Origin of the sequence: Methylobacterium soli, assembly GCF_008806385.1 — a bacterium.
GTDB lineage: Bacteria > Pseudomonadota > Alphaproteobacteria > Rhizobiales > Beijerinckiaceae > Methylobacterium > Methylobacterium soli.
Window position 1 is genome coordinate 36,621 of record NZ_VZZK01000033.1, and the last position, 26,267, is coordinate 62,887.

The window sequence follows — 26,267 nt, forward strand, 5'->3', positions numbered from 1 at the left end:
CCCGGCCGCCTGTGACGGCGAATTGAGCGGCGGGGGCGCCGGCCAGGCATCCACAACCGCGCCCGCCCGGCCTATCAAGGCTGGCTTTCCCGGATGCAGGACCATGCAGGGCCCCCCATGAGCGTGTCGATCGCCCCGCTGCGGCGCTGGAACTGGCGCGAATCCCGGCCGCTGGCCGGCCTTCTCGGTGCCCCAGCCGCCTTCGGGCTCCTCTGCGTCGCCCTCGCGGCCGGGACCTGGAACTACCTCGCCGACGAGTCCGGCCGGGCCGAGATCGCCCGCGCCCACGGCATCATCGCCGGGACCGAGCGGCTGCTCTCGGCGGTCAAGGACCTCGAGACGGGCGAGCGCGGCTACGTCATCGTCGGGGGCGAGCGCTACCTCGCGACCTACACCGATTCGCTCAGTGCCATCGATGCGCGGCTCGCCGCCCTCGGGTCGGTCGCGGCCCGCCCGGGCGTCGACGCCGCGACAGGCGGAAAGTCCCTGGCGACGCTCATCGCCGAGAAGCGCGACTTCGCCGCCCGGGTCGTCGAGCTGCGCAAGGCGCAGGGCTTCGAGGCGGCGACGAACCTCGTCCGCACCGAGGAGGGCAAGCGGATCATGGACGCGATCCGGGCCGAGAGCGCCGCGCTCCAGGCCGAGACCACCCGCCGGGTCGCGGCGATCGAGGACCGCGACCGGGCGCGCTCCCTCATCCTCTCGATCCTGGCGAGCCTGTCGGCGCTCGCCGCCATCGCGCTGCTGGCCCGCCTCGCCCTCGTGCGCCGTCGCGAATCCCTGCGCATGACGAGCCTGCTGGACGGGGTCCTGGCCAACGCCCCCGTGGGCCTCGGCTTCCTCGACCGCAAGCTCGAGATCCGCCACATGAACCGGGCGCTGGCGGTGATGAGCGAGCGCGGCTTCGGGGCCGATCTCGGGGCGCCGATCTGGGCCATGCTGCCGACCTTGCGCGAGACCCTGGCCCCGAAGCTCGCCGCCGCCCTCGATGACGGCCTGGTGACGCCCGACGTGCCGGTCGCCGTGCCGACCCCGAGCGCGCCGGGCGGGGTGCGCCACTTCTCCATGAGCTTCTATCCCCTGCGCGGCGTCGGCAAGGCGGAGGGGCCGCAGGTCGACGGCGTCGGCCTCGTGGTGCTCGACGAGACCATCCGCCGGCTCGCCGAGGAGGGGACCCGGCGCAGCGAGGAGCGCTTCCGCTCCCTGATCGAGGCCTCGGCGGCGATCGTCTGGACCGCGACGCCGGAGGGCATCCTGCATCCGCGCCAGTCGGAATGGACTCGCTTCACCGGGCAGGACGAGGCGGCCTATGCGGGCCTCGGCTTCCTCGAGGCCGTCCATCCCGACGACCGGGCCTCGACGCGGGCCGCCTGGGGGCACGCGGTCGAGACCCTGACGTCCTACGCGACCGAGCACCGCCTGCGCGGCCGCGACGGGGCCTACCGCCACATGGCGGTGCGGGCCGTGCCGATCCTCGGCGAGGACGGGGACTTGCGCGAATGGGTCGGCACCCACACCGACATCACGGCGCGCAAGGAGGCCGAGGCGCAGATCGCCGCCGCCAAGGAGGCGGCCGAGGAGGCGAACCGCGCCAAGAGCCAGTTCCTCGCCAATATGAGCCACGAGCTGCGCACGCCGCTCTCGGCGGTGATCGGCTATTCGGAGATGCTGCAGGAGGAGCTGGAGGACCTGGGCGAGGCGAGCCTGATCGCCGACATGCGCAAGATCGAGTCGAATGCCCGCCACCTCCTCGGCCTGATCAACGACGTCCTCGACCTCTCGAAGATCGAGGCCGAGCGGGTCGAGATCTTCGCGGAGGAGTTCTCCGTCGCGGAGGTCGTGGCGGAGGTCGCCGCCACCGTCGAGGGGCTCGTCGAGAAGAAGGGCAACCACCTCGCGCTCGAGATCGCGGAGGCGGTCGGCACGGCCCACACGGACGTGACGAAGCTCCGGCAATGCCTGATCAACCTGCTCAGCAACGCCGCGAAATTCACCGAGGACGGGCGGATCACCCTCGCGGTCTCCCGCGATCCCGACGACGTCCTGACCTTCGCGGTCACCGATACCGGCATCGGCATGAATCCCGAGCAGGTCGGGCGCCTGTTCGAGCGCTTCACCCAGGCCGACGCCTCGACCACCCGCCGCTTCGGCGGCACCGGGCTCGGGCTCTCGATCACCCGGGCCTTCGCGCACATGCTGGGGGGCGAGATCGCGGTGGCGAGCCGGGAGGGGGAGGGCACCACCTTCACCCTGCGCCTGCCCGCCGCCTACGCGGCCCCGCAGACCGAGGCGCCGCCGGCCCCCGCCGCGCCCGCCGAGGCGGGGGCGCCCAGCATCCTCGTCATCGACGACGATGCGGCCACCCGCGACCTCCTCGCCCGCTTCCTCGAGCGCGACGGCTTCCGGGTCGCCACCGCGAGCGACGGCCGCATGGGGCTGGAGCGGGCCCGGGCCCTGCGCCCGCGCGCCATCCTCCTCGACGTCACCATGCCCCACATGGACGGCTGGTCGGTCCTGCGGGCGCTCCGAGCCGATCCGGAGCTCGGGGCGACGCCGATCGTGATGGTGACCGTGCTGGACGAGCAGACGCTCGCCTTCTCCCTCGGGGCCACCGACTACCTGCACAAGCCGATCGAGTGGGACCACCTCAAGGCCGTGATGGACCGCTTCCGCCCGGGATCCGGGACCGGGCCGGTCCTCGTGGTGGACGACGACGCGGATGCGCGCGACCGGCTCACCACCCTGCTGGCGCGCGAGGGCCTGCCGGTGCGCGCGGCCGAGCATGGCGGCCTAGCCCTCGCGGAGGTCGAGGCCGAGAAGCCCGGCCTGATCCTCCTCGACCTGATGATGCCGGAGATGGACGGCTTCACCTTCCTGCGGCGGCTGCGCCGGCGCCCCGAGTGGCGCGACATCCCGGTGGTCGTGCTCACCGCCAAGGACATCACGGCCGAGGATCGCCGCCGTCTCTCCGGCCAGGCCGACCGGGTGATCGCCAAGGGCTCGCTGAGCCTCGCCGACCTCGCGACTGAGGTCCGGGGCATCGTGGGGATTGAGGCGCCGAGCGAGCCGGCGTGACGGCCGGCCGCTGATCGCCGCGCCCCGGACGGCGCCGCGCGCGGACCCCTTCGAGACCCGGCCTCAGGCTGACTCCGGGGCCGCCGGTTTCATGCCGCTTCCGCGGCCGCGGCGCGCTCGCGGGCGAGGCGGGTGACGCCGACCTGGTCGATCTTGCCGCTGCCGAGCATCGGCATCGCGTCGAGCACCACCACCTCGGCCGGGATCGCGATCTCGGTGGCGCCGCGGCCCCTGGCGAAGCTCTGGTACTCGGCCCGGGTCGCCCCCTTGCGCTCGGTGAACAGGATCAGCCGCTCGCCCTTGCGGGCATCCGGCACCGCCGCCGCCGCGCTCGGGGCGTCGGGCCAGAGCTCGGCCGCCAGGGCCTCGATGCCGGCGAGCGAGACCATCTCGCCCGCGACCTTGGCGAAGCGCTTGGCCCGGCCCTTGATCGTGATGAAGCCGAAGGGATCGATCGCCACGATGTCGCCGGTGTCGTGCCAGCCGCCCGGCGGCGGCTCCAGCATTCCGGGCGCCTCGGCCCGCAGGTAGCCCAGCATGATGTTGGGGCCGCGCACGGAGAGGCGCCCGCCCTCCGCGATGCCGGGCACGGGCGCGAGCGTCGCCTCCATGCCGGGCATCAGCCGGCCGACCGTGCCGAACCGGTTGAACATCGGGGTGTTGAGCGCCACCACCGGGCCGCATTCCGTGACCCCGTAGCCTTCGAGGATGCGCAGGCCGAACTTCTCCGCGTAGGTGCGGCGGGTGGAATCCTTCACCGCCTCGGCGCCGGCCAGCACGTAGCGCAGCGAGCGCAGGTCATAGGCATGCGCCGCCTTGGCGTAGCCGGTCAGGAAGGTGTCGGTGCCGAACAGGATGGTGCTGTTCGAGCCGTAGATCAGCTCGGGCACGATCCGGTAATGCAGCGGCGAGGGGTAGAGGTAGACCGGCACGCCGGAGACCAGCGGCAGCACCAGCCCCACCGTCAGCCCGAAGGCGTGGAAGACCGGCAGCACGTTGAAGACCTTGTCGGTGCGCCCGAAATCGATGCGGGCGGCCGCCTGGGCGGTGTTGGCCAGCATGTTGCGGTTGGCCAGCACCACGCCCTTCGGGGTGCCCTCGGAGCCTGAGGTGAACAGGATCGCGGCCGGGTCGTCGCCTGTCCGCGCCACCAGGGGCCGGCGGGGGGCGAGGAAGCCCCGGACCTTGTCGGTGAGGCTCACGCTGGCGCGCACGTCCTCCAGATAGACGAGGTCGACCTGCCCGCCGATCGCCTCGATCAGCCCGCCGAGCCGGCCCTTCTCGATGAAGGCGCGGGAGGTCAGGATGGTGCGGATCTCGGCCGCCTTGCAGGCCGAGAGCACGTTGGCGGACCCGGCCGAGAAGTTGATCATCGCCGGCACCCGCCCCGCCGAGGCCAGCGCGAAGAAGGTCACGGCGGCGCCGTTGGCGTTCGGCAGCATCACGCCGACCGGCTTGCCGATTTCCGCCAGCGGCATCAGCTTGCGGCCGAGGATGTTGGCCCCCATCACGAGGCGCGCATAGGTGAGCGAGCCGGCGACCGGGTCCTCCACCGCCGCGCGGTGCCAGCCGTGACGATCGCCCGCCTCGATCAGCGCCTCGGTGAGGCCGCGGTCGATGTCGGTGGTGCGGAAGACGAGGTCCGACATGATGCCGTAGAGAGCCGCCCCTGCGGCCTGCCGGCGGGCCTTGCCCTTCAGGGCCGGATCGACCGCGAGCTTGACCGGCTCCAGCACCGTGACGGTGACCTTCGGCCACCAGCGCCGCCGCACCTGGGCGCGCGAGAGCCGCGAGAAGGCGGTCTGCTCCAGCCCCTCGATGCGCACCGGCACCACCATGGCGCCAGACTTGTCGGCGATGAGGCCGGCGCCGTCATAGACCTTCATCAGGCTGCCCGTGACGGTCAGCCGGCCCTCGGGGAAGATGATCAGGGTCTCGCCGCCCTTCACGGCGTTGATCAGCGTGCGGGTGGCGAGCGGGCGCGTCGGGTCGAGCGGCATCGCCTTGGTGAGTGCCAGGAACGGCTTCACCCACCAGGCTCTCGCGATGCCGTGGTCGATGGCGAAGACCGGCTCCTGGTCGAGGAGCGAGAGGGCGAGCGGCGCGTCCAGGAAGGAGACGTGGTTGAGGGCCACGATCGCGTTCGGCCCCGCCTTCTCGACATTCTCGAGGCCCCGCACCTCGAGCCGGTAGAAGGCCCGGAACAGGATCGACAGGAAGTCGCGGAAGGGGCTCGTCGGCAGCGTCGCCAGGATGATCGCGCCGGCGACGAGGTTCAGCACGCCCACGAGGGCGAGCAGCGCCGCCATCGAGAAGCCCGCGCCCTGGAGCAGGGCCAAAGCCAGGGTGCCGGCCACCATGAAGGCCGCCGTCATCACGTTGACGGCGCCGATGACGCGGGCGCGCTTGGCCTTCTCGGTCCAGGCCTGCACCGCCGCGAAGGAGGGCACGATGTAGAGGCCACCCGCCACCGCGAGGCCGAAGAAGTCGAGGCCGACCCGCAGGCCCGTGCCGCTCGCCAGGAACTGGCCGGCGCCGACCAGCGGCCCCGAGACCGGCGGCAGCTGCGACACCGTCCAGGCGAGATCGAGGCCGAACAGCCCCATCAGGATCGCGCCGACCGGCGTCGGCAGCAGCACGATGCGCCCGCTCGCGAGCCAGGAGGCGAGGCCCGATCCCAGCGCGATGCCCACCGAGAAGGTGGCGAGCAGCATCGTCACCACGGTCTCGGAGCCGTTGAGCCCGGTCTTGACGAGCACGGGCAGCAGCGACAGCACCACCGCGCCGACGAGCCAGAACCAGCTCACCACGACCGAGCCGCGCCACAGGCGCGAATCCGCCCAGAGGTCGCGCAGGAGGCTATAGGTCGAGCGGGCGACGTTCGGGTCGACCCGGAGGTCGGGCGCGCCCTCGCCGGTGCGGGGGATCAGCCGGGCCGAGAGCCAGCACAGAACCGCGAAGCCCATGATCAGGGCGCCGAAGGCCGCCGCGTCGCCCCCCGCCGCCATGGCGAGGCCCGCCACGATGGTGCCGAGCAGGATCGCCAGGAAGGTCGCGGCCTCGACGAGCGCGTTGCCGGCGGGCAATTCCTCGCGCTTCAGATGGTCGGGCAGGATGCCGTACTTGATCGGCCCGAACAGGGCCGCGATCGTGCCGAACAGCCCGAGCGCCACGAACAGGACCGGGACCGAGCTCACCCAGAAGCCCAGGACCGCCATGCCGGCCGCGAAAATCTCCGCGAATTTCAGGCGCTTGGCCACGACGGCCTTGTCGTAGCGGTCGGCCCATTGCCCGCCGAGGCCCGAGAGGATGAAGAACGGCCCGATGAAGACCGCGCTCGCGAGCGTGATCAGCATGCCCGACTGGGCGTGGTCGCCGGCATTGACCTTGAACAGGATCAGGAACGCGAGGGCGTTCTTCAGGAAGTTGTCGTTGAAGGCCGAGAAGAACTGGCACCAGAACAGCGGCGCGAAACGGCGCGCGGTCATGAGTGATCGGAACATGGCTGCCCTCCCCGGCGAGGCGCATGACTGCCTGCCGATCGATGAAGCGTCAAATCCAGCCGCGCGCGCTCGTCGGCGGCGGCGAATTTGAACATCGTGCAAAAGCTACGTCCGGCCGGGCCAGGTCGCAAGCTTGATTTTGAACAGCGTGCAATCTACACCGCGCTGCGCGTGTGGCGGCACACCTCCGGAGAGGATGCCGGGAAAAGGTAAAGGCACCCGTGGCAGGCAAAGGTGGCAGGAGCAGGAAGCTGCGCGCGACCCCGGGCACTCCCGCGGGCGCAGCCCGCGGCGCGGGGCCCCGGGGCGAGCACGACCGCGAGGGCTTCCTCGCCCTCGTGACCGACGCGGCCGAGGCGATCGTGCGGGCCGACGGCCTGCGGGCCCTCGGGATGCGCCGGCTGGCGGCGGCGATCGGCTACGCCCCGAACTCGATCTACAACGCGGTGGGCGACCTCGATCAGGTGGTGCTGCGGATCAACGCGCGCACGTTCGGGCACCTGCGCGACGCCCTCCTGGCGGCGACCCGGCCGGAGGCCTCCCCCCGCGCGAACGCGCTGGCGCTGGCCGACGCGTATCTCGCCTTCGTGGCGCGGGACCCGGCCGTGTGGAGCCTCGTCTCGGAATACACGACGGTCCCGGGCGCCGCCTTCCCGGACTGGTACGCGCAGGTCCTCGCCGAGGCGATCGGCCCGGTGGACGCGGTCCTGGCGCCGGTCATCCCGGATCCGGACACGCGACGGCAGGCGGTCGCGGCCCTCTGGGCCGCCCTGCACGGGCTCGCGGCCCTCTCCACCTCGCACAAGCTCGCCATGCTGACGGCAGAACCGCCGCAGGTGCTGGCCCGGATGCTGGTGGGGCGGTTCCTCGGGTGATCCCGCCGAATCCGGATCCGAACCGGCGGGCTCCCGAACTCTTGATCCAGACCTCTTGCCCCCGAACTCTTGCCTCCGCACTCTTGCCTTGAACCCCCGGCCGGCCTCCCGCATCCTGCGCGGCATCGGCGTCAGCGCGGGTAACAGGACGGAGGCCGCCCGATGGAACGTGGCGAGACCGCAGCGCGCGGATCGGGCGCGTCGCCGGAGGACGTGGTCCGCACGGCGCTCGACGCCATTCAGGATCTCAAGCAGGCCGGCCTGAGCCCTGCGCTCGCCCGACAGGCCGATGCGCTCGCGCAGGCCCTCAGCCGCACGGCGCCCGCCGTCGCAGCATCCGCCCTTGGGTCCCGCCGCCGGTTCGGCGCCTTCGCGGGCAAGTTCACGCTCGGACCGGAATTCTTCGAACCCCTGTCGGACGAGGAGCGGCGCGCCTGGGGCGAGGCGTGAGGCTCCTGCTCGACACGCATGCCCTGATCTGGTTCGCGGCCGGAGACCAGCGCCTGCCGCTCCCCGCCCGGGACGCCATCGCGGATCCACGGAACGCGATTTTCGTGAGCGCCGCCTCGGCCTGGGAGATCTCCGCCAAGCACCGCAAGGGCAAGCTGCCGGAAGCGGGCTTTCTCGTGACCCACTGGGCGGAGATCCTGAGGGAATACGGGATCGTCGATCTGCCGGTGACCAGCCTTCACGCCTTCCGGGCCGGTCTCCTGGCATTCGGTAATGCCGATCCGTTCGACCGCATGATTGTGGCGCAGGCGCAACTCGAGAATCTCGTCGCGGCCTCGAACGAGACGGCCTGGGACGGGCTCGGCATCGTCCGCCTCTGGGATACGGCCGCGTAGTGCTCTCGGGCGGGCTCTCTCTCAGGCCCCTACGGCAGCTCCGCCTGCAGCCGCCGGTATTCCCGGCCGTGCTCGCAATAGCCCTCGACGATGCGGCTCATCATGCTGCGCTTGTCCGCGTCGAGGGGGGCGAGGATGCGGGCGGGACGGCCGCCCCAGAGATGGCCGCCCTCGAGGAGCTGGCCCGGATCGGTGGTGGCGCCGGCCGCCAGCATCGCGTCGTCGGCGATGACCGTGCCGGGGGCGATGGCGCAGCCGATGCCGATCAGGCTGCGGGCGCCGATGCGGCAATCGCCCATGCGGACATTGTGGCCGATCGTGGTGTCCCGGCCGATGACGATGCCCTCGCCCCGGCTGCGCAGGACGCTGTTGTCCTGGATGTTGGTGTCGGCCCCGACCACGATCGGGCCGATCTCGGCCTGGAGCTCGCAGGAGAACAGGATCGTGGCGCCCGCCCCGAGGGCGATGCGCCCGCGCAGGCGGGCCGTACGGGCCACGAACACGCTCTCCTCCACCTCGGGCTCGTCGGCGGGCGCGGCCGGGGCGCCGTCGCCCGCGGCCTCGCGCAGGCGCTCGGCCCGCTCGGCGACCTCCGCCAGGGTGATCGGGCGCTGGGGCTTGGCGGGGCTGCCCGCATAGACGAAGCCGCCCGGCAGGTGGGCGCGGGGGAACACCGTGGCGCCGGCCTCGATCACGACGCCGTCATCGACCTGGGCGCCGTCGAGGATGACGACGTCGTCGGCGATCACCACGTCCGAGCCAACCTGGCAGGCATGCACGACCGCGTTGCGCCCCACCGTCACCCGGTCGCCGACCGTGGTGCCGTGCGTGAAGGTGGCGATGTGCACCGTGGAGCGGTGGCCGAGCCAGAAGCGGTCGCCCAGGACGACGCTCTGGCCGTCGGCGCGGATCACCCCGCCATCGCCGATCCAGGCCTGCGCCCCGATCGTCGCGGCGCCGATGACGGTGCTGCCCCGCCCGCACCAGACCGGGCGGGAGGCGAAGTGCGGCAGGACGCCGTCATGGGGCAGGATCAGGTCGGGCGTCACACGGGTGGTCCTTCGAATCCGGCGCGGCTCTCGCGCGTTCCGTCTGCGAGGCGCGGCCCTGCAAACCCCGTTCCCGGGATGCGGGGCCGGGCCTCGGCGCGGGCGCGAGCCTTGAGTCGCCATGCCATATAGGCGCATGCGGGCCGGCGTTGAGTCGAGCCACGCTTACGCGCGATCGCCCGAGGTTGTCACCCGTCTCGCCGCCGCGCTCATCCGAGGCTCGCCCTCAGGCTCGTTGGAGAATCCCGTGTCCGCCGTTCCCGAAGCGTCTGTCCCAGAAGCGACTTCCCCCGAAGCGCCTGCCCCAGAAGCGCCTGCCCACGATCCCGTCAGCATCCAGGCCGAGCCCTTCGACGTCGCGGCCGAGATCGCGCGGCTCTCGGCCGCGACAGCGGGCCGGGCCGGCGCCGTCGTCACCTTCACAGGCCTCTGCCGGGACGAGGGCGGGCGCCTCGCCGGGCTGGAGCTCGAACATTACCCCGGCATGGCCGAGGCCGAGATCGGCCGCGTGGTGGCGCAGGCGCTGGCGCGCTGGCCGCTCGCGGGGGTGCGGGTGGTCCACCGCCACGGCCTCGTGGCCCCGGGCGACGGCATCGTCCTCGTCCTCACGGCCTCCGCGCACCGGACCGCCGCTTTCGAGGCCGCGAGCTTCCTGATGGACTACCTCAAGACCCGCGCCCCCTTCTGGAAGCGCGAGCACCGCGCCGACGGCAGCACCGGCGGCTGGGTCGAGGCCACGCAAGCCGACGACGCGGCGGCCGAGCGCTGGATCTGAGCGCGCCGGACCGACAGGCTGGAGGCGCGGGCGCGGCCACCGCTCCCATTCGGGGGAGGTCGAGTCGGCGCCAGCCGACCGGGTGAGGGGGGTGCGTTGTCCGGAGAGGTCGCACCCCTCACCCCAACCCTCTCCCGCACGGGAGAGGGGGCTCGTCGCGCCATCAGGGTTGGTTCTGGCACCCGCCGCGCAGCTTGGGCTCACCTCCGGCGCCCCCGAATGACGTTTTGAGCGGACCTCCGAGCACATCACCTCTCCCGTCCGGGAGAGGTCGAGTCGGCGCGAGCCGACCGGGTGAGGGGTGCGACCTTTCCGGATACCGCGCACCCCTCACCCCGGCCCGCTTCGCGGGCAAGCTCTCCCGCACGGGAGAGGGGGCCGGTCGCGCCATTAGGGCTGGTTCTGACAGCCGCCGCGCATCCCGAACTCGCCTCCAGTGCGCCGGAACGGCGGCACGCGTGAATTCGCGCGAGCGAGGCGCGGAGGTGAGATCGGGAACCAACCCCGGCGCCGGGGCCTTCCCGGCAGCGCTTCCGTCGCCGCAAACCTGCGGCCCGATCCGTCACCCGAGAGTTCCAGAGATGCTGCAGCAAGCCCCACGCCCCGCCGACGCGCCGGCCGGTCCCGCCGCGCGGGGCACCCGCGCGCTGGCGCTTGCCGGAATCGCCGTGGTGTCGTTCGCCGCGCTGCTCGCCCTGGCCTGGATGTCGGTGGCGACCCTGATGCTGATCTTCGCCGGCGCCCTGCTCGGCGTGTTCCTCGACGGGCTGACCCGGGGGCTCGGGCACCTGCTGCCCCTGCCGCGGGGCCTCCGGCTCACGATCGCGAGCCTCGCGGTCGCGGCGGCGGCCCTCGGCTTCATCGCCTTCGGGGGCGCCACCATTGCCCAGCAGGGACGCGACCTCGGCCAGACCATCCGCCAGCAATCCGGCACCGTCACCGGCTGGCTCAAGGCCCACGGCGTCGACCTGCCCCTGCTCAACGCCCTCGAGGGCCACGACGCGCCGGATCAGGGCGGTTCGCATCCGGATTCTTCCGATCAGGGTTCGGGCCAGAACCCGGACAAGACCGGCTCGGACAAGACTGGCTCGGACAAGGGCGGATCTGACAAGGCCGAGCCGAAGGCCGGCGCGCGGGAGGACGCGGCGCGCGGGCAGAAATCCGGCGGTCTCGGGGGCCTCGCCTCCGGGGTGCTGGGCAGCCCGAGCTCGCTCCTGTCGGATGCCGGCAGCGTGCTGGGCCCCGCCGCCACGGTGATCTTCGGCCTGTTCGACGCCCTGGGCAACGCCCTGGTCATCGTGTTCCTGGGGGCCGCCTTCGCGGCCGATCCCGGCAGCTACCGCGACGGGATCCTGCGCTTCGTGCCGCCGCGCCACCGGCCCCGGGGCGCCAAGGTTCTGGACGGCATGGGCGAGACCCTGCGCCACTGGCTGTTCGGCCAGCTCATCACCATGACGGTGATCTTCCTCTGCGTCTGGGGCGGCCTCTGGCTCCTGGGCATCGGCGGCTCGCTGATCCTCGGCCTGCAGGCGGGGCTCCTGGCCTTCGTCCCGACGATCGGGCCCCTGGTGGCGGGCCTCGTGATCGTGCTGGCGAGCCTCGCCTCGGGCTGGAGCGCGCTGCTCGGCGCCATCGGGGTCTATCTCGCGGTCCAGACCCTGGAGAGCTACGGCCTGACGCCGTTCATCCAGAAGCGGGCGCTCGACATCCCGCCCGCCACGATCTTTGCCGGGCAGCTCCTGCTCGGCGTCCTGTTCGGGCTCTGGGGGATCGCCCTCGCGCTGCCGCTGCTCGCCGTGATCAAGGTGCTGCTGGAGCAGCTCTATGTCGAGGAGACCCTGGGCGAGGAGGCGGATTGAGCCGGCCCAGGATTCCGTCTCAGGATTTGTCTCAGGACTCTGCCGCGAGCGCGCCCTCGATCAGCCGGGCCACTGCCAGGGCCCGGCCGTCATCGCCGAAGCGGGCGACGACCTGGATGCCGAGGGGCGCGCCCGCGCCCGGCACCGGAACGTTGACGCAGGGCACGCCCATCAGGGTCCAGAGCCGGTTGAAGCGCGGATCGCCCGTGGCAGCGAGGCCCTCCGGTGCCGGGCCGGGGGCCGACGGCGTCAGGAGGGCGTCGACCTCGCCGAACAGGTCCTTGAGGACGCCCCGGGCCCGGTGGGCGTGGCGGCGGGCCCCGTCATAGGCCTCCGCCGTCAGGTCCTGCGCCCGGTCGAGCTGGCCGCGCAGGGTCTCGGACAGGGCGGAGCGGTGGGTGGCGTATTCCCAGGAAAGAGCCTGCCGGGCCTCGTAGTTCTGGATGATGCCGTGCCCGGCCCAGGCCTCGGGCAGGGGCGCGGGCAGGGCGAGATCGCTCACCCGCGCCCCGGCGCGCTCGGCTGCCCGCACCGCCCGCGCCAGGGCCGCCGCCATCGCGGGCTCGGGCGCGCCCGCGAAATCCTGGGTGACGAGGCCGATGCGGGGGGCGCCGGGATCGGGCCCGAGATCGATCGCCGGCCGGTCGGCGAGGAGCGCCAGGGCATGGGCGACGTCGCGGATGCCGGCCCCGAACAGCCCGAGGGTGTCCAGCGCCCACGAGACGGTCTTGACGCCCACCGTCGGCAGCAGCCGGAACGAGGGCTTGATCGCCGCGACGCCGCAGAAGGCGGCCGGGTGGATCACCGAGCCGCCGGTCTGGGTGCCGAGGGCAAGCGGCAGCATCCCGGCCGCGACGGCGGCGGCCGAGCCCGCCGAGGAGCCCCCGGGCGTGCGCCCCGGCGCGCGGGGATTGCGGGTCGCGGTGGGGTCGAGGCTCGCGAAGGGCGAGGTCGTGGTCTTGGCCAGCGGCACCGCCCCGAGGGCCCTCAGCCGCATCACGATGGCGGCGTCCGCCTTGGGCCGCCAGCCGGCATAGAGGCCCGAGCCCATCTCGGTCGGCAGGTCGGCGGTGTCGATGATGTCCTTGACCCCGACCGCGATGCCGGCGAGCGGCCCGGAGCCCGGCACCCGGGGCTCCGCCAGGCGGCTCACGAGGGCGCCCACCTCCGGCTCCCGCGCCGCGATGGCCTCCTGCGCCAGGCGGATCGCGGCCTCCGGCGTCAGGGCGCCGGAATCCAGTCGGGAGCGGAGATCGACGAGGGACAGCATCGGCGTTCAGTCGAGCGCGGCGGCGGCGCTGTCAACCGCGCCGGAGACCGTCCGAACCGCGTCGCGCCCCCCAGCAAAATGCAACTCCTGGTATAAAGTCGCCGGGCCCGGACAGGGCCCGATGTGTCGCGAGAAGGCCCGGCCGAGCCCGGAACCGGCCCGGACGACCAGGAGGAGACCATGGAGCAGGTGCCGCCGGCCCTCGGCCGCGACCAGGCGCCGGAGGCCGCCCCGATCCCGCTGCCCCGCAGCCCGGGCGAGATCATCACGGTGCTGGCCCATTACCACCGGGCCGAGATCGGCCGCATGGCGGGCTGGCGCGACCGCATCGACCGCACCACCAACTGGGCGATTACGGTGGTGGCCGCGATGCTGTCGGTCTCGCTCTCGACGCCGACCGCCCATCACGGCGTCCTCCTGTTCGCCATGCTGCTGGTGCTGCTCCTGCTCGCCATCGAGGCGCGCCGCTACCGCTTCTTCGACGTCTACCGCGCCCGGGTCCGGCAGATGGAGCGCCATTACTACGCGCAGGTCTTCGACCCCGAGCCCGGTCCCGGCAGCGGCTGGATGGGCGATCTGGGGCAGGACCTGCGCCGGCCCGCCTTCCGGATCAGCCTCATCGACGCGCTCTCGCGGCGCCTGCGGCGCAATTACTGCTGGATGTTCCTGATCCTGCTCCTGGCCTGGATCCTCAAGATCACCTCGGCCAAGCTCCAGCCCGCGCCCGCCGCCGAGCCGGGGCCGGACCTCATCCACGCGCTGGCGGCCGGCCTCGACAACGCGGCGCTCGGGCCGCTGCCCGGCTGGCTGGTGCTCGGCGCGGTCGCGGGCTTCTACGGCTGGCTCCTGGCCGCCAGCCTCCGGTCGATCCGCCGCGACCGGGCGGGGGAGGACGGGCAGGTCCATGTCTAGCGACATTGCCCTGGCGCGGGTCCCCCGACCGGGCCCGCCCCCGACGCGGCCGAGGCCCCGGGATTCCCACCCGACGGGAGGCGCGGGGACGCGTCAGCGTTGACGATCCCTTCACACAACCTTGCGCATCTTACGCGCCATGTGGCGTGGCGTAATTGCGTTCTCCGCCCTTGCGCTGTTCGGCGCGGGGCTCACCGGCTGTGCGCTCAACAAGTTCGAGCGGCGGGAGCCTTGGCGCGACCAGGCGGAGCAGATCTGCCTGTCGAAGCGGCTCGTGCAGCCGACCGAATTCATGAGCTTTTCCAAGGAGATCAGCGGTCCGGGGCCCTGCGGCATGCAGCAGCCCTTCCGGGTGACGCGCCTCGGCAACGGCACGGTGGCGCTGAAGCAGCGCATGACGCTGGCCTGCCCGGCGCTGGCCGAGGCCGAGGCCTGGCTCGCCGAGACCATCCAGCCGGCCGCCGAGCTGTATTTCGGCCAGCCGGTCGCGGAGATCAATGCCGGCTCCTATGCCTGCCGGGGCCGCAACAACCAGGCCGGCGCCAAGCTTTCGGAGCATTCCTTCGGCAACGCCGTCGACGTGATGTCCTTCAAGCTCGCCGACGGCTACGTCATCACCGTCAAGGGCGGCTGGCGCGGCACCGAGGCCGAGCAGGGCTTCCTGCGCGAGGTCTTCCTCGGGGCCTGCCAGCGCTTCACCACGGTGCTGGCGCCGGGCTCGAACGTGTTCCACTACGACCACATCCACGTGGACCTCGCCCGGCACGATCCCCGCGGCCTCAAGCGGATCTGCCAGCCGCTGATCAAGTTCACGCCGCAGCTCGGCACCGAGGGCGCCCGCTCCTATGCCCGCCCGCGGCCGCCCGAGCGCCAGCCCGCCCCGCCGCAGGCCCCGATCGACATCGAGGAGGACGATCCCTACGGCCTGACCCCGATGTCGGCCCGCGAGACCCCCAGCCGGGTCGCCCGGGCCCCGGCCCCGGCCCAGGCGCGCGCGGCCCAGGCTCCCTCCGCTCAAGCGCCCTCCGCCTACGCCTCCGCGCCCGCATTGCGCCCCTATCCGGGCCGCCCGGCAGGCCCCCGCGTCGCGGCGGCCTCCGCCTATGACGAGCCGGCGCCCGGGTTCGAGGAGCCGCTGTCGCTCGCCGCGCCCGGCCTCGGAGCCGGCCCGATCTACTGATGCCCGGGGTGTGCCCCGCACACCCCAGTCGGCCCCGAAAGCATGGGCCGGACCGTACGCCAGCTTGACACGGCGGGAGGGCCGGCCATCGTCCGGGGGATCAGGAATTCCAGCGGAAGACGCCGGCATGCGCCCGAACTCCACCTTCGCCGCCTTGAGCATCGGACTCCTCCTCGCGAGCGCGCTGCAGCCCGCCTCCGCCCGCTCGGCGCGGGAGGAGATCGAGCCGTCCGAGGAGCGGATCTTCCCCTTCGACGCGAACATCCCGGGCTGCCAGGATGCCGACGTGCTGGAGAAGGTCGCGACCCAGTTCGCCGAGAAGGAGGCGAAGTACTGGAACTCGTCCCTGACGATCATCTCCTACGACCATGTCGAGCGGACCGCGTGGCGCCCCTGGGGCCTCGATTTCTACCCGCGCCGGTTCTGCTCGGCGACTGCCACCACCTCCGATGGCATCCGCCGCAAGGTCGATTACTCGGTGCGCGAGAGCCTCGGCATCATCGGGGCGACCTGGGGCGTCGAGTTCTGCGTCCACGGCCTCGACCGCAGCCTCGCCTACGCCTACGCTACGGCCTGCCGCATGGCGCGCCCGTAAGCCGGCGCGCCGGAACACGGCGCGGCCAGGGGGCGCCGCAGACTCGCTTCTGCCTTCGGGGGATGGTCATGAAGCCGACAGTTTCGGGCATCCGCGCCATCGCGATGGCGGGGGCGCTTCTCGCGTCGGGCGCGCAGGCGCAGGATTACGGCGGCTTCGGCCGCGGTGGCGGCGGTGAGGGCCGCGGCGGCGGCACGCCGGGCGCCTTCGATTTCTACGTCCTCGCCCTGTCCTGGTCGCCCACGTATTGCGAGATCGCGGGCGCGCGCCGGGACGATCGCCAATGCGCGCCGGGCCGCGGCCTCGGCTTCGTGGTGCACGGCCTCTGGCCGCAATACGAGCGCGGCTACCCCCAGAATTGCTCGGCCGTCGAGCGCGCCCCCACCCGGCAGGCCATGGAGGCCGCGGGCGAGGTCTATCCGAGCGAGGGGCTGGCCCGCTACGAGTGGCGCAAGCACGGCACCTGCTCGGGGCTCGACCCCGCGGCCTATTTCCGCGCCGCCAAGGACGCCCGCATGGCGGTGACGATTCCCGACGACTTCAAGGCGGCGGGCTCCGACCGCAAGGCGGCACCGATCGAGATCGCCCGCGCCTTCGTGCTCGCCAACCGGGGCCTGCGCCCGGACATGATGTCGGTGACCTGCGCGCGCGGCCAGCTGCAGGAGGTCCGGATCTGCTTCTCCAAGGACCTGCGCGGCTTCACGCCCTGCCCGGAGGTGGCGCGCCAGAATTGCCGCGCGCCCGAGATCGCCATCGACGCCGCCCGCTGACGGGCCGCACAGGATCGCCCGCGCCTCTAGACATTGCGCGCGATTCCTCCGAATCCCGCGCCATGAATTACCGGCACGCCTTCCATGCGGGCAATTTCGCCGACGTGCTGAAGCACCTCGTCCTGGCCCGCGTCCTCGCGCATCTGCGCACCAAGCCCGCGGGCTTCCGGGCCATCGACGCCTTCGCGGGGCTCGGCTTCTACGACCTCGCGGGCGACGAGGCCGGGCGCACCGGCGAGTGGGAGGCGGGCTGGGGCCGCCTCGACGAGCCCTTCCCGCTCGTCGTCGAGACCCTGCTCGCGCCCTATCGCGAGGCGGTGGCCAGGGTCCAGGAGCGCCACGGCGCCAGCACCTATCCGGGCTCGCCCGCCCTCATCCGCGAGGCCCTGCGGCCGACCGATCAGGGCGTCTTCGTCGAGCTGCACCCGGACGACGCGGCACTCCTGCGCGAGCGCTACAACGCGGACCCGCGCACCAAGGTGATGCATCTCGACGGCTGGACCGCGCTGAACAGCCTGATCCCGCCGCCCGAACGGCGCGGCCTCGTGCTGATCGACCCGCCCTACGAGGTCCCGGGCGAGATCGACCGCCTCGGCAGCCGCCTCGCCAAGGCGGTGGCGAAGTGGCCGACCGGCATCTTCCTGGCCTGGTACCCGATCAAGGATGTGGGCGCGCTGGAGCGCATGATGACGGCGCTCGACGGCGCCCTGAAGCGACCGGCCCTGCGCCTCGACCTGATGATCGACCGGCCGGACGGCCTGCGCCTCGCGGGCACCGGCCTCGTCGTGGTCAACCCGCCCTGGACGCTCGCCGACGAGGCCAGCCTGTTCCTGCCGGCTTTGGCCGAGCGCCTGGCCCGGGGGGATTACGCCGCCTTCCGGTGCGAGGCGATCGGGGCCCCGGACTGAGGGGGTCGGCCCCCGCGCCCCGCCCGGAACGCAAGCCCCCGATCCGGCGGAGCCGCCTGCAAACATTCGCGTTTGCCCGTTGAATCACCTATATGCGGGGACATCTCCGCTCCAAACTGATCTGGATCCATCATGGCGACGGCGTCGTTCGACACCGCCCGGCGCGAAGGCAGCGCCGTTCCGGCAATCGAGAAGCTCCCCGAGGCGCAGGTCGAGGCCGGCCCGCTCCCGGGCCTGCGCGCCTCCCTCGTCGGGCTGACCCGGGAGGGGCTCAAGGCACATCTCGTCGCCATGGGCGTGCCGGAGCGCGAGAGCCGCATGCGCACGGGCCAGATCTGGCACTGGCTCTACGTGCGCGGCGCCCAGGACTTCGACGCCATGACCAATGTGGGCAAAGGCCTCAAGGCCCAGCTCAAGCAGCACTACACCCTCGACCGGCCCGAGATCGTGAGCCAGCAGGTCTCCCGCGACGGCACCCGCAAGTGGCTGCTGCGCATGGCGCCGACCGGCCGGCACGACCACAATCGCGGCGCCGAGATCGAGTGCGTCTACATTCCGGGGCCGGACCGGGGCACGCTCTGCGTCTCCAGCCAGGTCGGCTGCACGCTCACCTGCTCGTTCTGCCACACCGGGACGCAGCGCCTCGTGCGCAACCTCTCGGCCGCCGAGATCGCGGCGCAGCTCGTCGTCGCCCGCGACGCGCTCGGCGACTGGGTCGGCCAGATGCCCACGCGCGACGCCACCGGCAGCGGCGAGGCGGGGCGCCTCGTCACCAACATCGTGTTCATGGGCATGGGCGAGCCCCTCTACAATCTCGACAACGTCGTCGACGCGGTGGGCGTCATGGCGGATCCGGAGGGGCTCGGCCTGTCGCGGCGGCGCATCACGGTCTCGACCTCGGGCGTGGTGCCGCAGATGCATCGCCTCGGCGAGGAGGCGCACGCGATGCTCGCCATCTCGCTCCACGCCGTGCGCGACGAACTGCGCGACGAGCTGGTGCCGCTCAACCGCAAGTACCCGATCGCCGATCTCCTCGACGCCTGCCGCCGCTATCCGGGCCTCAACAACGCCCGGCGCATCACCTTCGAGTACGTGATGCTGAAGGGCGTCAACGATTCGGATTCGGATGCGCGCGAGCTGGTGCGGCTCCTCAAGGGCATCCCGGCCAAGATCAACCTGATCCCGTTCAACCCCTGGCCGGGCAGCCGCTACGAATGCTCGGACTGGGAGCGAATCGAGCGCTTCTCCGAGATCGTCTTCAATGCCGGCTACGCCTCGCCGGTGCGCACGCCCCGCGGCCGCGACATCCTGGCGGCATGCGGCCAGCTCAAGAGCGAGACCGAGAAGCTGCGCGCCCGCGCCCGCCTGATGCTCGAGGAGGGCATCGGCGCCGAGCGGATGTATGCCGGCGGCGAGGATTGAGTGCCGGGCGGCCGCACCATCCGAGGGGTAGCCGTCCGGGCTAGAGCGCCCACGCGATCGGGGCGAGGCCCTGTGATGCGAGCCACGCATTCGCCCGCCCGAAGGGCGCCGAGCCCGGAAAATCCCGCGCCCGGTTAAGCGGCGAGGGGTGCCCGCTCTCGATGACGCAGTGGCGCGCCCGGTCGATCAGCCCGGCCCGCGCTCGGGCCTGCGCCCCCCAGAGCAGGAACACGGCCGGCTGCGGCCGGGCCGAGACCGCCGCCACGGCCTCGTCGGTGAGTTGCGACCAGCCGTAGCGCAGATGCGCGCCGGCCTGGCCGGCCTCCACCGTCAGGGCGCTGTTGAGGAGGAGCACTCCCTGGCGCGCCCAGGGCGTCAGGTCCCCGCGCGCCGGCTTGGCTACCGGCTCGGCCGCCGGCGTGGCTGTCGGCTTGTCCGGGTCGATCTCGGCGAGGATCACCTTCAGGGAGGCGGGGAGCCGGCGGGATCCCACATACGAGAAGGCGAGGCCGTTGGCATCGCCCGGCGTCGGGTAGGGATCCTGGCCGAGGATCACGACCTTCACGTCGGGCAGGGGCGTCAGCGCGAGGGCGTTGAAGACGTTCGAAGGGGCGGGGAGCACCTGCGCGCCGGCCGCGATGCGGGCATCGACCCGCGCCGCCACCGCGTCGGCCGCGCCCTCGGTGAAGAAGGGCAGCCGGGCCCAGGGCGAGCCGGAGGCGCGGAAGCGGCGCAGCGCCGCGGCGACGGTGTCTGTCATCGAGGGATCGGGCTGCCTTCAGCGACCAGGATGCGGGCCCCGGCCTCGATGGCGAGGGGCGCGGTGCGGCGGATGTAGGCCATGACCTCGTTCGAGACGAGCTTGCCGTCCGTCGCGCCGATCAGGGTGCGCCCCTGCGCCAGCATGCCGTAGCCGTTGCCGCCGTCATACAGGAAGCTGTTCGAGGCGACCCGGTAGCTGCGGGCGGGATCCAGGGGTTCGCCCGCGACCGTGACGGAGGCGATGCGGTGCCCGGGCTGGGCGGCGGGATCGAGCGTCACCACGAGGCCCGAGACCTGCGCCATGCGGCCGGAGGGGCGGCCGTAATCGGCGAGCCCGTTCTCCAGGGCCGCCAGGACCTGCGCGCCCGTGATCGCGACCAGCACCGTGGTGTTGCCGAAGGGAAGCTCGGTGAGCACGTCGCGCCGGGTCAGTTCCGCCCCGGCCGGGTAGAGCCGGTTCCCCCGGATGCCGCCGCCATTCATGATCGCGATCTCGGCCCCGGTGGCGGCGCGCAGCGCGTCGGCCACGAGGTCGCCGAAGCTCGATTCGCGGGCCCGCACGGTGGCGACGCGGCTGTCGAGGGCCGTCTTGGTCCGCCCGATCGCCACGTCGAGCTCGCGCGACAGGGCCGCCTCGTGGCGCTGGACCACCGCCAGCGTCGCGGGATCCGGGCGCACGAGGCTCGAATCGTGGATGCGGAAGCGCGGGCGCCAGGTGACGCGCCGGGTCCTGCCCTCGCCCGTCACCGTCGCGGTGATGTCGATGGCCGTGACGTAATGGGCGTCGTGGCTCGATTCCGCCAGCACGCGCTGGCCATCGTAATGCACCAGGAGGTCGTGGTCGTGGCCGGATAGCAGGATGTCGACAAGGCCCGCCGCCACGATCGCGCGGTCGGTGGGGCGCGCCGTGTGGGCGACGCCGACGACGATCTCGGCCCCCTCCCGGCGCAGTTCCTCGGCCTGGTCGGCGAGCGTCTCCATCTCGGGGCCGAAGCGCAGGTCCTGGCTCTGGGATTTCTGCGGCGTGCTCTCGAGCGCGATCCCGACGATTCCGACCTGGATGCCCCCGAGGCTGACGATCATGCGGTCGCGCAGGCCCGGCAGGATCTGCCCCTGCGCGTCCCGGAGATTGGCCGCCAGGACCGGGAAGCTCGCCTCCCCCATGCGCTCCAGGAAGGTGGCGGGGCCGAAATCGAACTCGTGGTTGCCCGGCACGAACACGTCCGGGGGCGCGAGATCGAGGAGCTCGATGATGTGGGCGCCCTTGTCGAAGCCCGACATCAGGGAGGGCGAGAGGGTGTCGCCCGCATGCGCGTAGAGCATCGGCACGCCGCGGGCCCGCTCCGCCTTCACGATGGCGTTGAGCCGCGCGAAGCCGCCCCAGCCGTCGGCCTCGGCCATCTGGTAGACGTCGTTGACGAGGAGAAGCGTGAAGGTCGGGTCGGGGGCGGGGCCCTGCGCCTCGGCCGCCCTGGCCGTCAGCCCCGCGGCGAGGCCAGCACCGAGGCCGAGGCCGAGGGTCTGGCGGCGATTGGGGCGCGGCATCGGGGAGCGTCTCCGAGGAAGGCGCCCTTGATAGGCCGCGCCCCGTCACGGCGCTATGGCGCCGCCGGCCATCACGGGCGGCCCCGGGCCCGCCGCCTAGCGCGGCGCGAAGGTGTCGCGCACGGCCTTGGCGTTGCGCCGGACCATCGGCCAGATCCAGGCGCCGGAGGCGAGATAGGCGGCGGCCGGCATCGGCTTCAGCTCGGCGGCGAGGCGCTGGGCGAGGCCCGGCGCGGCGATCGGGCCGGCCGGCAGCTCCGACTTGCGGTAGACCACCGTGGTGTCCTCGCGCCAATACTCGGTATGCGGCACGAGGCCGGCCCGGCGGGCGGTGAGGTCGAAGGTGTCGCGCACGAAACCGTGCACGTGGGCGAAGTGGAAGCGCTCATGCGGCGGCTTGCCGGTGGCGGCCATGTTGGGTACGGCGGCGTAGAGCACGCCGTCGGGCTTCAGCCAGCGGGCGAGGCGCTCCATCACGTCGGCGGGGTCGCGCAGATGCTCCATCACGTGATGCGTCGTGATCACGTCGAAATAGCCCGGGGCGAAACGGTCGTCCTCGGCATCGTCCAAAACCTCGACGCCGTGATGCTCGCGCGCATAGGTCGCGTAGTCGCGGCCCGGCTCGACGCCGATCGCCTCGCAGCCCCGCGCCCGGGCGGCGGCCAGGAACTCGCCCGAGCCCGAGCCGAAATCGAGGACGCGGGCCCCGGGCACCAGCTTCGGCGCCAGGAGATCGGCCCGGAAGGCGGCCTCGCGGGCGGAGCGGTTGAGGTGATGGCGCGGCGGACCGCCCGCGAAGGCGAGCTGGTAATCGGCCCGGTAGGCGGTCGCGTAATAATCCGCGAGCTCGCCCGGCGTCGGCATCGGGTCGGTGCGGATCAGGCCGCACTGGGTGCAGGCGATGGATTTCAGGGTCTTCAGGCGCCGGTCGGTCTCCGCCACCGTCACGCTCTCGCGCGATCCGCACAGATTGCAGGCCGTGGGCGCCCCCGTGTAGGGGTAGCCCGTGAACGGCATGAAGTGGTTGAGGAAGTAGCGGGGAGACGGCATGTCGCGCCCTGTCCTGTCGTTTCTTCGCTGGCAGGCTCCGTGCTCTAGTTAGATATCCACCCGGACACAACTGCGGCCCCGTCCCGTGCGGATCCGCCCCTCGCCCGAGGCCGGGCGTCAGAGATGCGTCGCCGGGCGAGCCGGCGGCGGTGACAGGAAGCGGCGCCAAGCCGGAAAAGCCCGATGAACGAACGCGTCGAACCCTCCTCGCTGCAGGCGCCCCACGCCCGGGAGCCGCAGCGCCCCGGCCCGGGGGCGCCGCTTCCCGGCCAGGGGGCATCGCTCCCCGGCCCGGGGGCGCCGCTCCCCGGCCAGGGGGCCCCTCTGCCGGCCGAGCACCCGCCGGTGCGCTGGGGCCGCGTCGGCGTGCTCCTGATGAACCTCGGCACGCCCGAGGGCACGAGCTACTGGCCGATGCGGCGCTACCTCAAGGAATTCCTCTCGGACCGGCGCGTCATCGAGGTGCCGCGCCTGATCTGGTGGCCGCTCCTCAACCTGATCATCCTGACCAAGCGCCCCGGCCCGAAGGGCAAGGACTACGCGAGCGTCTGGAACAACGAGCGCGACGAGGGCCCGCTCAAGACCATCACGCGCGGCCAGTGCGAGCGGCTGCAGGCGGCCATGGGGGATTCGGTCGTGGTCGACTGGGCGATGCGCTACGGCAAGCCGGAGGTCTCCCTGCGCATCCAGGCGCTCCTCGACCAGGGCTGCGACCGCATCCTGCTGGTGCCGCTCTATCCCCAATACGCGGCGGCCACCTCCGCCACCGCCTGCGACCAGGCCTTCAAGGCCCTGATGCAGATGCGCTGGCAGCCGACGGTGCGGGTCTCGCCGCCCTATCACGACGATCCCGTCTACATCGAGGCCATGGCCCAATCGATCCGCGAGGGGCTGGCCAGGCTCGATTTCGAGCCGGAGGTGATCCTCACCTCGTTCCACGGCGTGCCGAAGAGCTACCTGCTCAAGGGCGACCCCTACCATTGCCAATGCGTGAAGACCGGCCGCCTGATCCGCGAGGCCCTGGGCTTCTCGCCCGAGCGGATGCGCGTCACCTTCCAGTCGCGCTTCGGCAACGAGGAATGGCTGAAGCCCTACACGGACGAGACCGTGCAGGCGCTCGCCAAGAGCGGGGTCAAGCGCATGGCCATCGTGGCGCCGGGCTTCACGGCCGATTGCCTGGAGACCCTGGAGGAGCTCGACGGCGAGAACCGCCATTATTTCGAGGAGAATGGCGGCGAGCGCTTCGCCTACATCCCGTGCCTCAACGATTCGGACCTCGGCATGCGGGTGATCGAGAACGTGGTGCGGCGGGAATTGCAGGGCTGGCTCCCGGCCTGATGCCGGGCCCGGGCCGCTTGCGAAGCCTGCGCCCGCCTCTATCATTCCCGGGCTTGGCCGCAGGGACGGCGCGCTCACGAGGAACGGCGATGGGTTTCTTTATCGTTATCGGCTGCCCCTGGCTCCTCCTCGCCTTTCTCGACCTGATGAAGCAGCGCCGCGAGACGGAGCTGAACCCCTACGAGACGCCGCCGGTGACGGGCTCGGCCTACCTGATGCCGGACGTCTCCTGACGGGACCGGCCCCGAGGCTCAGGCCAGCGCGAACAGGAACAGCATCGCCGCCGCCGCGCCGAGGGCGCCGCGCACCGCGTGGAGCCGCCCCCAGCGCTCGATCAGGCCGCGGCTCTCCGGTCCCGCCTGGCCGGGTTCCATCGCCATCAGGCGCCGGTTCGTCGGCATGATCGCGAGCATCGTGTAGGGCCAGTTGGCGAGCATCAGCACGCCGCCGAGCAGAAACGCGCCCTGCCCGCTCTGCCACCAGGCCACGGCCCCGCACAGGAAGCCGAGGATCGCGAGCGGCGCCTGCAAGGCGAAGCCGCGCCGGTAGGCCGGCTGCCACTGCGTCAGCAGGGCGCGATCGTCGAGCCCGAGGCGCGCCGGCTGCTCCGCCACGTTGATGTAGAGCGCCGCGCCCGTGAACAGCGCGGCGACGGTGAGGGCCGACAATCCGGCGAGCATCGCTGTCCTCCCTGGCGCCCTCCGCCGAACCGGGCGCGGCACCGAGATCGGCGTGCGGCCCCCGCCCCAGCGCGACCGGGACCAGGTCCGGTCCCGGAGGTGATCAGGGCTTCTTCGTCTCCAGGGGGGGCGGCGCCACGGGCGGGGCCGCGTCCGTGCGCTCGACCTTGGCGCCCTCGCGCAGCTTCAGGATGAGGTCCTGCTGGGCCTTGCGGGTCAGGTACTGGTCGACCTGCTCCCGCATCTCCTCGAAGCTCGGGACCGGCTTGGTGCGCTTCTCCTCGACCTTGATCACGTGCCAGCCGAACTGGGTCTTGACCGGGTCGGAGACCTGGCCGACCGGCATCTTGAAGGCGGCGTCGGCGAAGGGCGCCACCATGCGCTCCTTGGTGAACCAGCCGAGATCGCCCCCCTCGGTCTTCGAGCCCGGGTCCTTCGAGACCTCGGCGGCGACCTTCGAGAAATCCTCCCCGCCCTTGATGCGCTCGGCGATCTTCTTCGCCTCGGCCTCGTTGTCGACGAGGATGTGGCGGGCATGGACCTCCTCCTCGGGCTTCATCGCCTTGGCGGTCTGGTCGTAGAGCGCCCGCGCGGCCTCGGGGGTGGCCGCCTTCTTGGCCTCGCGCTCGAGATATTCGTCGAGCAGCAGCTTGTCGCGGAAATAGGCGAGCTTGCGCTTGAAGTCGGGCGTGTCGCTGATCTTGGCGGTCTCGGCGGCCTGGGCGCCGACCTTGAGGTCGATCATGTAATCGACGAGCAGCTTCTGCTTCTGCGCTTCGTCGACGCCCGGCAGCGACAGGGCCGGGTCCTCGCCCGCGATCGTCAGGTCGCCCTGCGTGATCGGGGCGCCGTTCACCTTGGCCACCACCGTGTCGGGGGCGGGAGTCGCGGTCGGAGCCGGGGTTGCGGCGGGGGCGGCCGCGGGCGTCGGCGTCGATTGCGCCCGGGCTGAGGGGGCCCAGGCGACGGCCGGGAGGGCGAGGCTCAAGGCGAGGGTGCTGGCGCGCCAGAGAGGGGTGGGCATCGGCATGGAGGTCCGTCCTTGGGCAGCGGCGCGCCCCTTGTCGGCCGGGCGGCCAGGGTCTTCGGCGCGGGAATCGTGAGCGGCAAGCGCCGCGGGGGCGCGGCGACTCAGGTGGAGCTTGAGCCCCAGAAAGGCAAGCGTCCCGGCCCCGCGCCTGGCCGCGGATCCCGGCTCACGCGGCCCGGACGCTCGCGAGAAAGTGTGCCACCTCGGCGCTCAGATGCTCGGCCTCGCGGGAGAGGTCCGCGCCGGAGACCAGGACCTGCTCGGCGGCCGAGCCCGTCTCGGTCGCGGCGCCCGCCACGCCGGAGACGGTGCGCGACACGATCTCGGTTCCGGAGGCGGCATCCGCGACATTGCGGGCGATCTCCTGCGTGGCCGCGCTCTGCGCCTCCACGGCGGCCGCGATCGCGACTCTGTTGATCGCGCGGATCCGACCCGCCGCGCCGCCTCGGTCATCGCACCCCCGGCGGCAAGGTTGCGGTCGCGCCCGAGAATGCCCGAGGCGGTCTCGGTCAGGGCTTCGAGCTGCGACATGCGCTGCGCCAGGAGGTGCCTGTACTGATCCTGCACCGCGATCAGCCCCAGGGTTGACCAGCCCGCAGGCCGTCAGCCCACGAGCAGCCAGAGTCGCGCCGGCACACTCCACCTCATCGCCCGGGATTCCCTCGTCTTCCGGCGGAACGGATCTGCCAAGACTGGAATGGTCCAGTACAGTTTAGGGCTTGATCTGTCGTGATGCGCTAACGAAAAGTGAAAATTTGAACTTATAGCTATTGTCGATTGCACGAGGCGGCCGGCGCCCGCGATGCCTTGGCGCGGCGGCGCGC

General features: G+C 72.3%; 22 protein-coding genes and 1 pseudogene. 14 read left to right on the forward strand and 9 right to left on the reverse strand.

What is annotated here, in order from left to right; genetic code table 11:
• Positions 1-117: 117 nt before the first annotated feature.
• Positions 118-3,075, forward strand: a complete 2,958-nt coding sequence (locus F6X53_RS24570; RefSeq protein ID WP_151003249.1) for a response regulator — start codon at positions 118-120, stop codon at positions 3,073-3,075.
• A gap of 89 nt (positions 3,076-3,164) precedes the next feature.
• On the opposite strand, the gene F6X53_RS24575 is transcribed toward F6X53_RS24570, so the two are convergent.
• A complete protein-coding gene (locus F6X53_RS24575) occupies positions 3,165-6,578 on the reverse strand; it encodes an acyl-[ACP]--phospholipid O-acyltransferase (RefSeq protein WP_151003251.1) in 3,414 nt (1,137 codons plus the stop codon).
• 221 nt (positions 6,579-6,799) lie between these two features.
• On the opposite strand from F6X53_RS24575, the gene F6X53_RS24580 reads away from it, so the two are divergent.
• The 3 genes from F6X53_RS24580 (at position 6,800) to F6X53_RS24590 (ending at position 8,298) form a co-directional block, all read left to right on the forward strand.
• Positions 6,800-7,453, forward strand: coding sequence for a TetR/AcrR family transcriptional regulator (locus F6X53_RS24580; protein ID WP_425324701.1), 654 nt, complete (start codon positions 6,800-6,802; stop codon positions 7,451-7,453).
• A gap of 162 nt (positions 7,454-7,615) precedes the next feature.
• Positions 7,616-7,903 (forward strand): hypothetical protein, encoded by a 288-nt coding sequence (locus F6X53_RS24585; RefSeq protein WP_151003253.1) that lies wholly within the window; start codon positions 7,616-7,618, stop codon positions 7,901-7,903.
• Positions 7,900-8,298, forward strand: a complete 399-nt coding sequence (locus F6X53_RS24590; RefSeq protein WP_151003255.1) for a type II toxin-antitoxin system VapC family toxin — start codon at positions 7,900-7,902, stop codon at positions 8,296-8,298. The genes F6X53_RS24585 and F6X53_RS24590 overlap by 4 nt, the downstream gene beginning before the upstream one ends.
• Positions 8,299-8,327: 29 nt before the next feature.
• Here the strand turns inward: F6X53_RS24590 and F6X53_RS24595 are convergent, their stop codons facing one another.
• Positions 8,328-9,347, reverse strand: a complete 1,020-nt coding sequence (locus tag F6X53_RS24595) for a gamma carbonic anhydrase family protein (protein ID WP_151003257.1) — start codon at positions 9,345-9,347, stop codon at positions 8,328-8,330.
• A gap of 334 nt (positions 9,348-9,681) precedes the next feature.
• Between F6X53_RS24595 and F6X53_RS24600 the strand changes: the two genes are divergently transcribed.
• Both F6X53_RS24600 and F6X53_RS24605 read left to right on the forward strand, forming a co-directional pair.
• Positions 9,682-10,122 carry a molybdenum cofactor biosynthesis protein MoaE gene (locus F6X53_RS24600; RefSeq protein WP_151003317.1) on the forward strand — a complete coding sequence of 147 codons (441 nt, stop codon included), beginning with the start codon at positions 9,682-9,684 and terminating at the stop codon, positions 10,120-10,122.
• A gap of 581 nt (positions 10,123-10,703) precedes the next feature.
• Positions 10,704-11,981, forward strand: a complete 1,278-nt coding sequence (locus tag F6X53_RS24605) for an AI-2E family transporter (protein ID WP_151003259.1) — start codon at positions 10,704-10,706, stop codon at positions 11,979-11,981.
• A gap of 31 nt (positions 11,982-12,012) precedes the next feature.
• On the opposite strand, the gene F6X53_RS24610 is transcribed toward F6X53_RS24605, so the two are convergent.
• Positions 12,013-13,251, reverse strand: a complete 1,239-nt coding sequence (locus tag F6X53_RS24610; protein WP_151003262.1) for an amidase — start codon at positions 13,249-13,251, stop codon at positions 12,013-12,015.
• A gap of 180 nt (positions 13,252-13,431) precedes the next feature.
• Between F6X53_RS24610 and F6X53_RS24615 the strand changes: the two genes are divergently transcribed.
• From F6X53_RS24615 to rlmN, 6 genes are all read left to right on the forward strand, one after another.
• A complete protein-coding gene (locus F6X53_RS24615) occupies positions 13,432-14,163 on the forward strand; it encodes a DUF2270 domain-containing protein (RefSeq protein WP_151003319.1) in 732 nt (243 codons plus the stop codon).
• Between the two features lie 139 nt (positions 14,164-14,302).
• Positions 14,303-15,343, forward strand: a complete 1,041-nt coding sequence (locus F6X53_RS24620; RefSeq protein WP_151003265.1) for an extensin-like domain-containing protein — start codon at positions 14,303-14,305, stop codon at positions 15,341-15,343.
• A gap of 127 nt (positions 15,344-15,470) precedes the next feature.
• A complete protein-coding gene (locus F6X53_RS24625) occupies positions 15,471-15,938 on the forward strand; it encodes a hypothetical protein (protein ID WP_151003267.1) in 468 nt (155 codons plus the stop codon).
• Between the two features lie 68 nt (positions 15,939-16,006).
• Positions 16,007-16,708, forward strand: coding sequence for a ribonuclease T2 family protein (locus F6X53_RS24630; protein WP_151003270.1), 702 nt, complete (start codon positions 16,007-16,009; stop codon positions 16,706-16,708).
• A gap of 62 nt (positions 16,709-16,770) precedes the next feature.
• The gene (locus F6X53_RS24635) at positions 16,771-17,616 is read left to right on the forward strand and encodes a 23S rRNA (adenine(2030)-N(6))-methyltransferase RlmJ (protein WP_151003272.1); all 846 of its coding nucleotides are present in this window, start codon (positions 16,771-16,773) and stop codon (positions 17,614-17,616) included.
• A 132-nt stretch (positions 17,617-17,748) separates the two neighbouring features.
• Positions 17,749-19,038 (forward strand): dual-specificity RNA methyltransferase RlmN, encoded by a 1,290-nt coding sequence (gene rlmN, locus F6X53_RS24640; RefSeq protein WP_151003274.1) that lies wholly within the window; start codon positions 17,749-17,751, stop codon positions 19,036-19,038.
• A gap of 40 nt (positions 19,039-19,078) precedes the next feature.
• On the opposite strand, the gene F6X53_RS24645 is transcribed toward rlmN, so the two are convergent.
• From F6X53_RS24645 to F6X53_RS24655, 3 genes are all read right to left on the reverse strand, one after another.
• A complete protein-coding gene (locus tag F6X53_RS24645; protein ID WP_151003276.1) occupies positions 19,079-19,798 on the reverse strand; it encodes a uracil-DNA glycosylase in 720 nt (239 codons plus the stop codon).
• Positions 19,795-21,345, reverse strand: coding sequence for a bifunctional metallophosphatase/5'-nucleotidase (locus F6X53_RS24650; RefSeq protein WP_151003278.1), 1,551 nt, complete (start codon positions 21,343-21,345; stop codon positions 19,795-19,797). The genes F6X53_RS24645 and F6X53_RS24650 overlap by 4 nt, the downstream gene beginning before the upstream one ends.
• Before the next feature lie 96 nt (positions 21,346-21,441).
• Positions 21,442-22,395 (reverse strand): class I SAM-dependent methyltransferase, encoded by a 954-nt coding sequence (locus tag F6X53_RS24655; protein WP_151003281.1) that lies wholly within the window; start codon positions 22,393-22,395, stop codon positions 21,442-21,444.
• 183 nt (positions 22,396-22,578) lie between these two features.
• Between F6X53_RS24655 and hemH the strand changes: the two genes are divergently transcribed.
• The gene (gene hemH, locus F6X53_RS24660) at positions 22,579-23,733 is read left to right on the forward strand and encodes a ferrochelatase (RefSeq protein ID WP_151003283.1); all 1,155 of its coding nucleotides are present in this window, start codon (positions 22,579-22,581) and stop codon (positions 23,731-23,733) included.
• A gap of 89 nt (positions 23,734-23,822) precedes the next feature.
• The gene (locus F6X53_RS32640) at positions 23,823-23,966 is read left to right on the forward strand and encodes a hypothetical protein (RefSeq protein WP_191970981.1); all 144 of its coding nucleotides are present in this window, start codon (positions 23,823-23,825) and stop codon (positions 23,964-23,966) included.
• An 18-nt stretch (positions 23,967-23,984) separates the two neighbouring features.
• Here the strand turns inward: F6X53_RS32640 and F6X53_RS24665 are convergent, their stop codons facing one another.
• The 3 genes and pseudogenes from F6X53_RS24665 to F6X53_RS24675 form a co-directional block, all read right to left on the reverse strand.
• The gene (locus F6X53_RS24665; protein WP_151003285.1) at positions 23,985-24,413 is read right to left on the reverse strand and encodes an anthrone oxygenase family protein; all 429 of its coding nucleotides are present in this window, start codon (positions 24,411-24,413) and stop codon (positions 23,985-23,987) included.
• Between the two features lie 103 nt (positions 24,414-24,516).
• On the reverse strand, positions 24,517-25,443 hold the full coding sequence (locus F6X53_RS24670) for a peptidylprolyl isomerase (protein WP_151003287.1): 927 nt from the start codon (positions 25,441-25,443) through the stop codon (positions 24,517-24,519).
• 166 nt (positions 25,444-25,609) lie between these two features.
• Positions 25,610-25,879 (reverse strand): annotated as a pseudogene (locus F6X53_RS24675) (methyl-accepting chemotaxis protein); the annotation flags it as partial.
• Positions 25,880-26,267 lie beyond the last annotated feature (388 nt).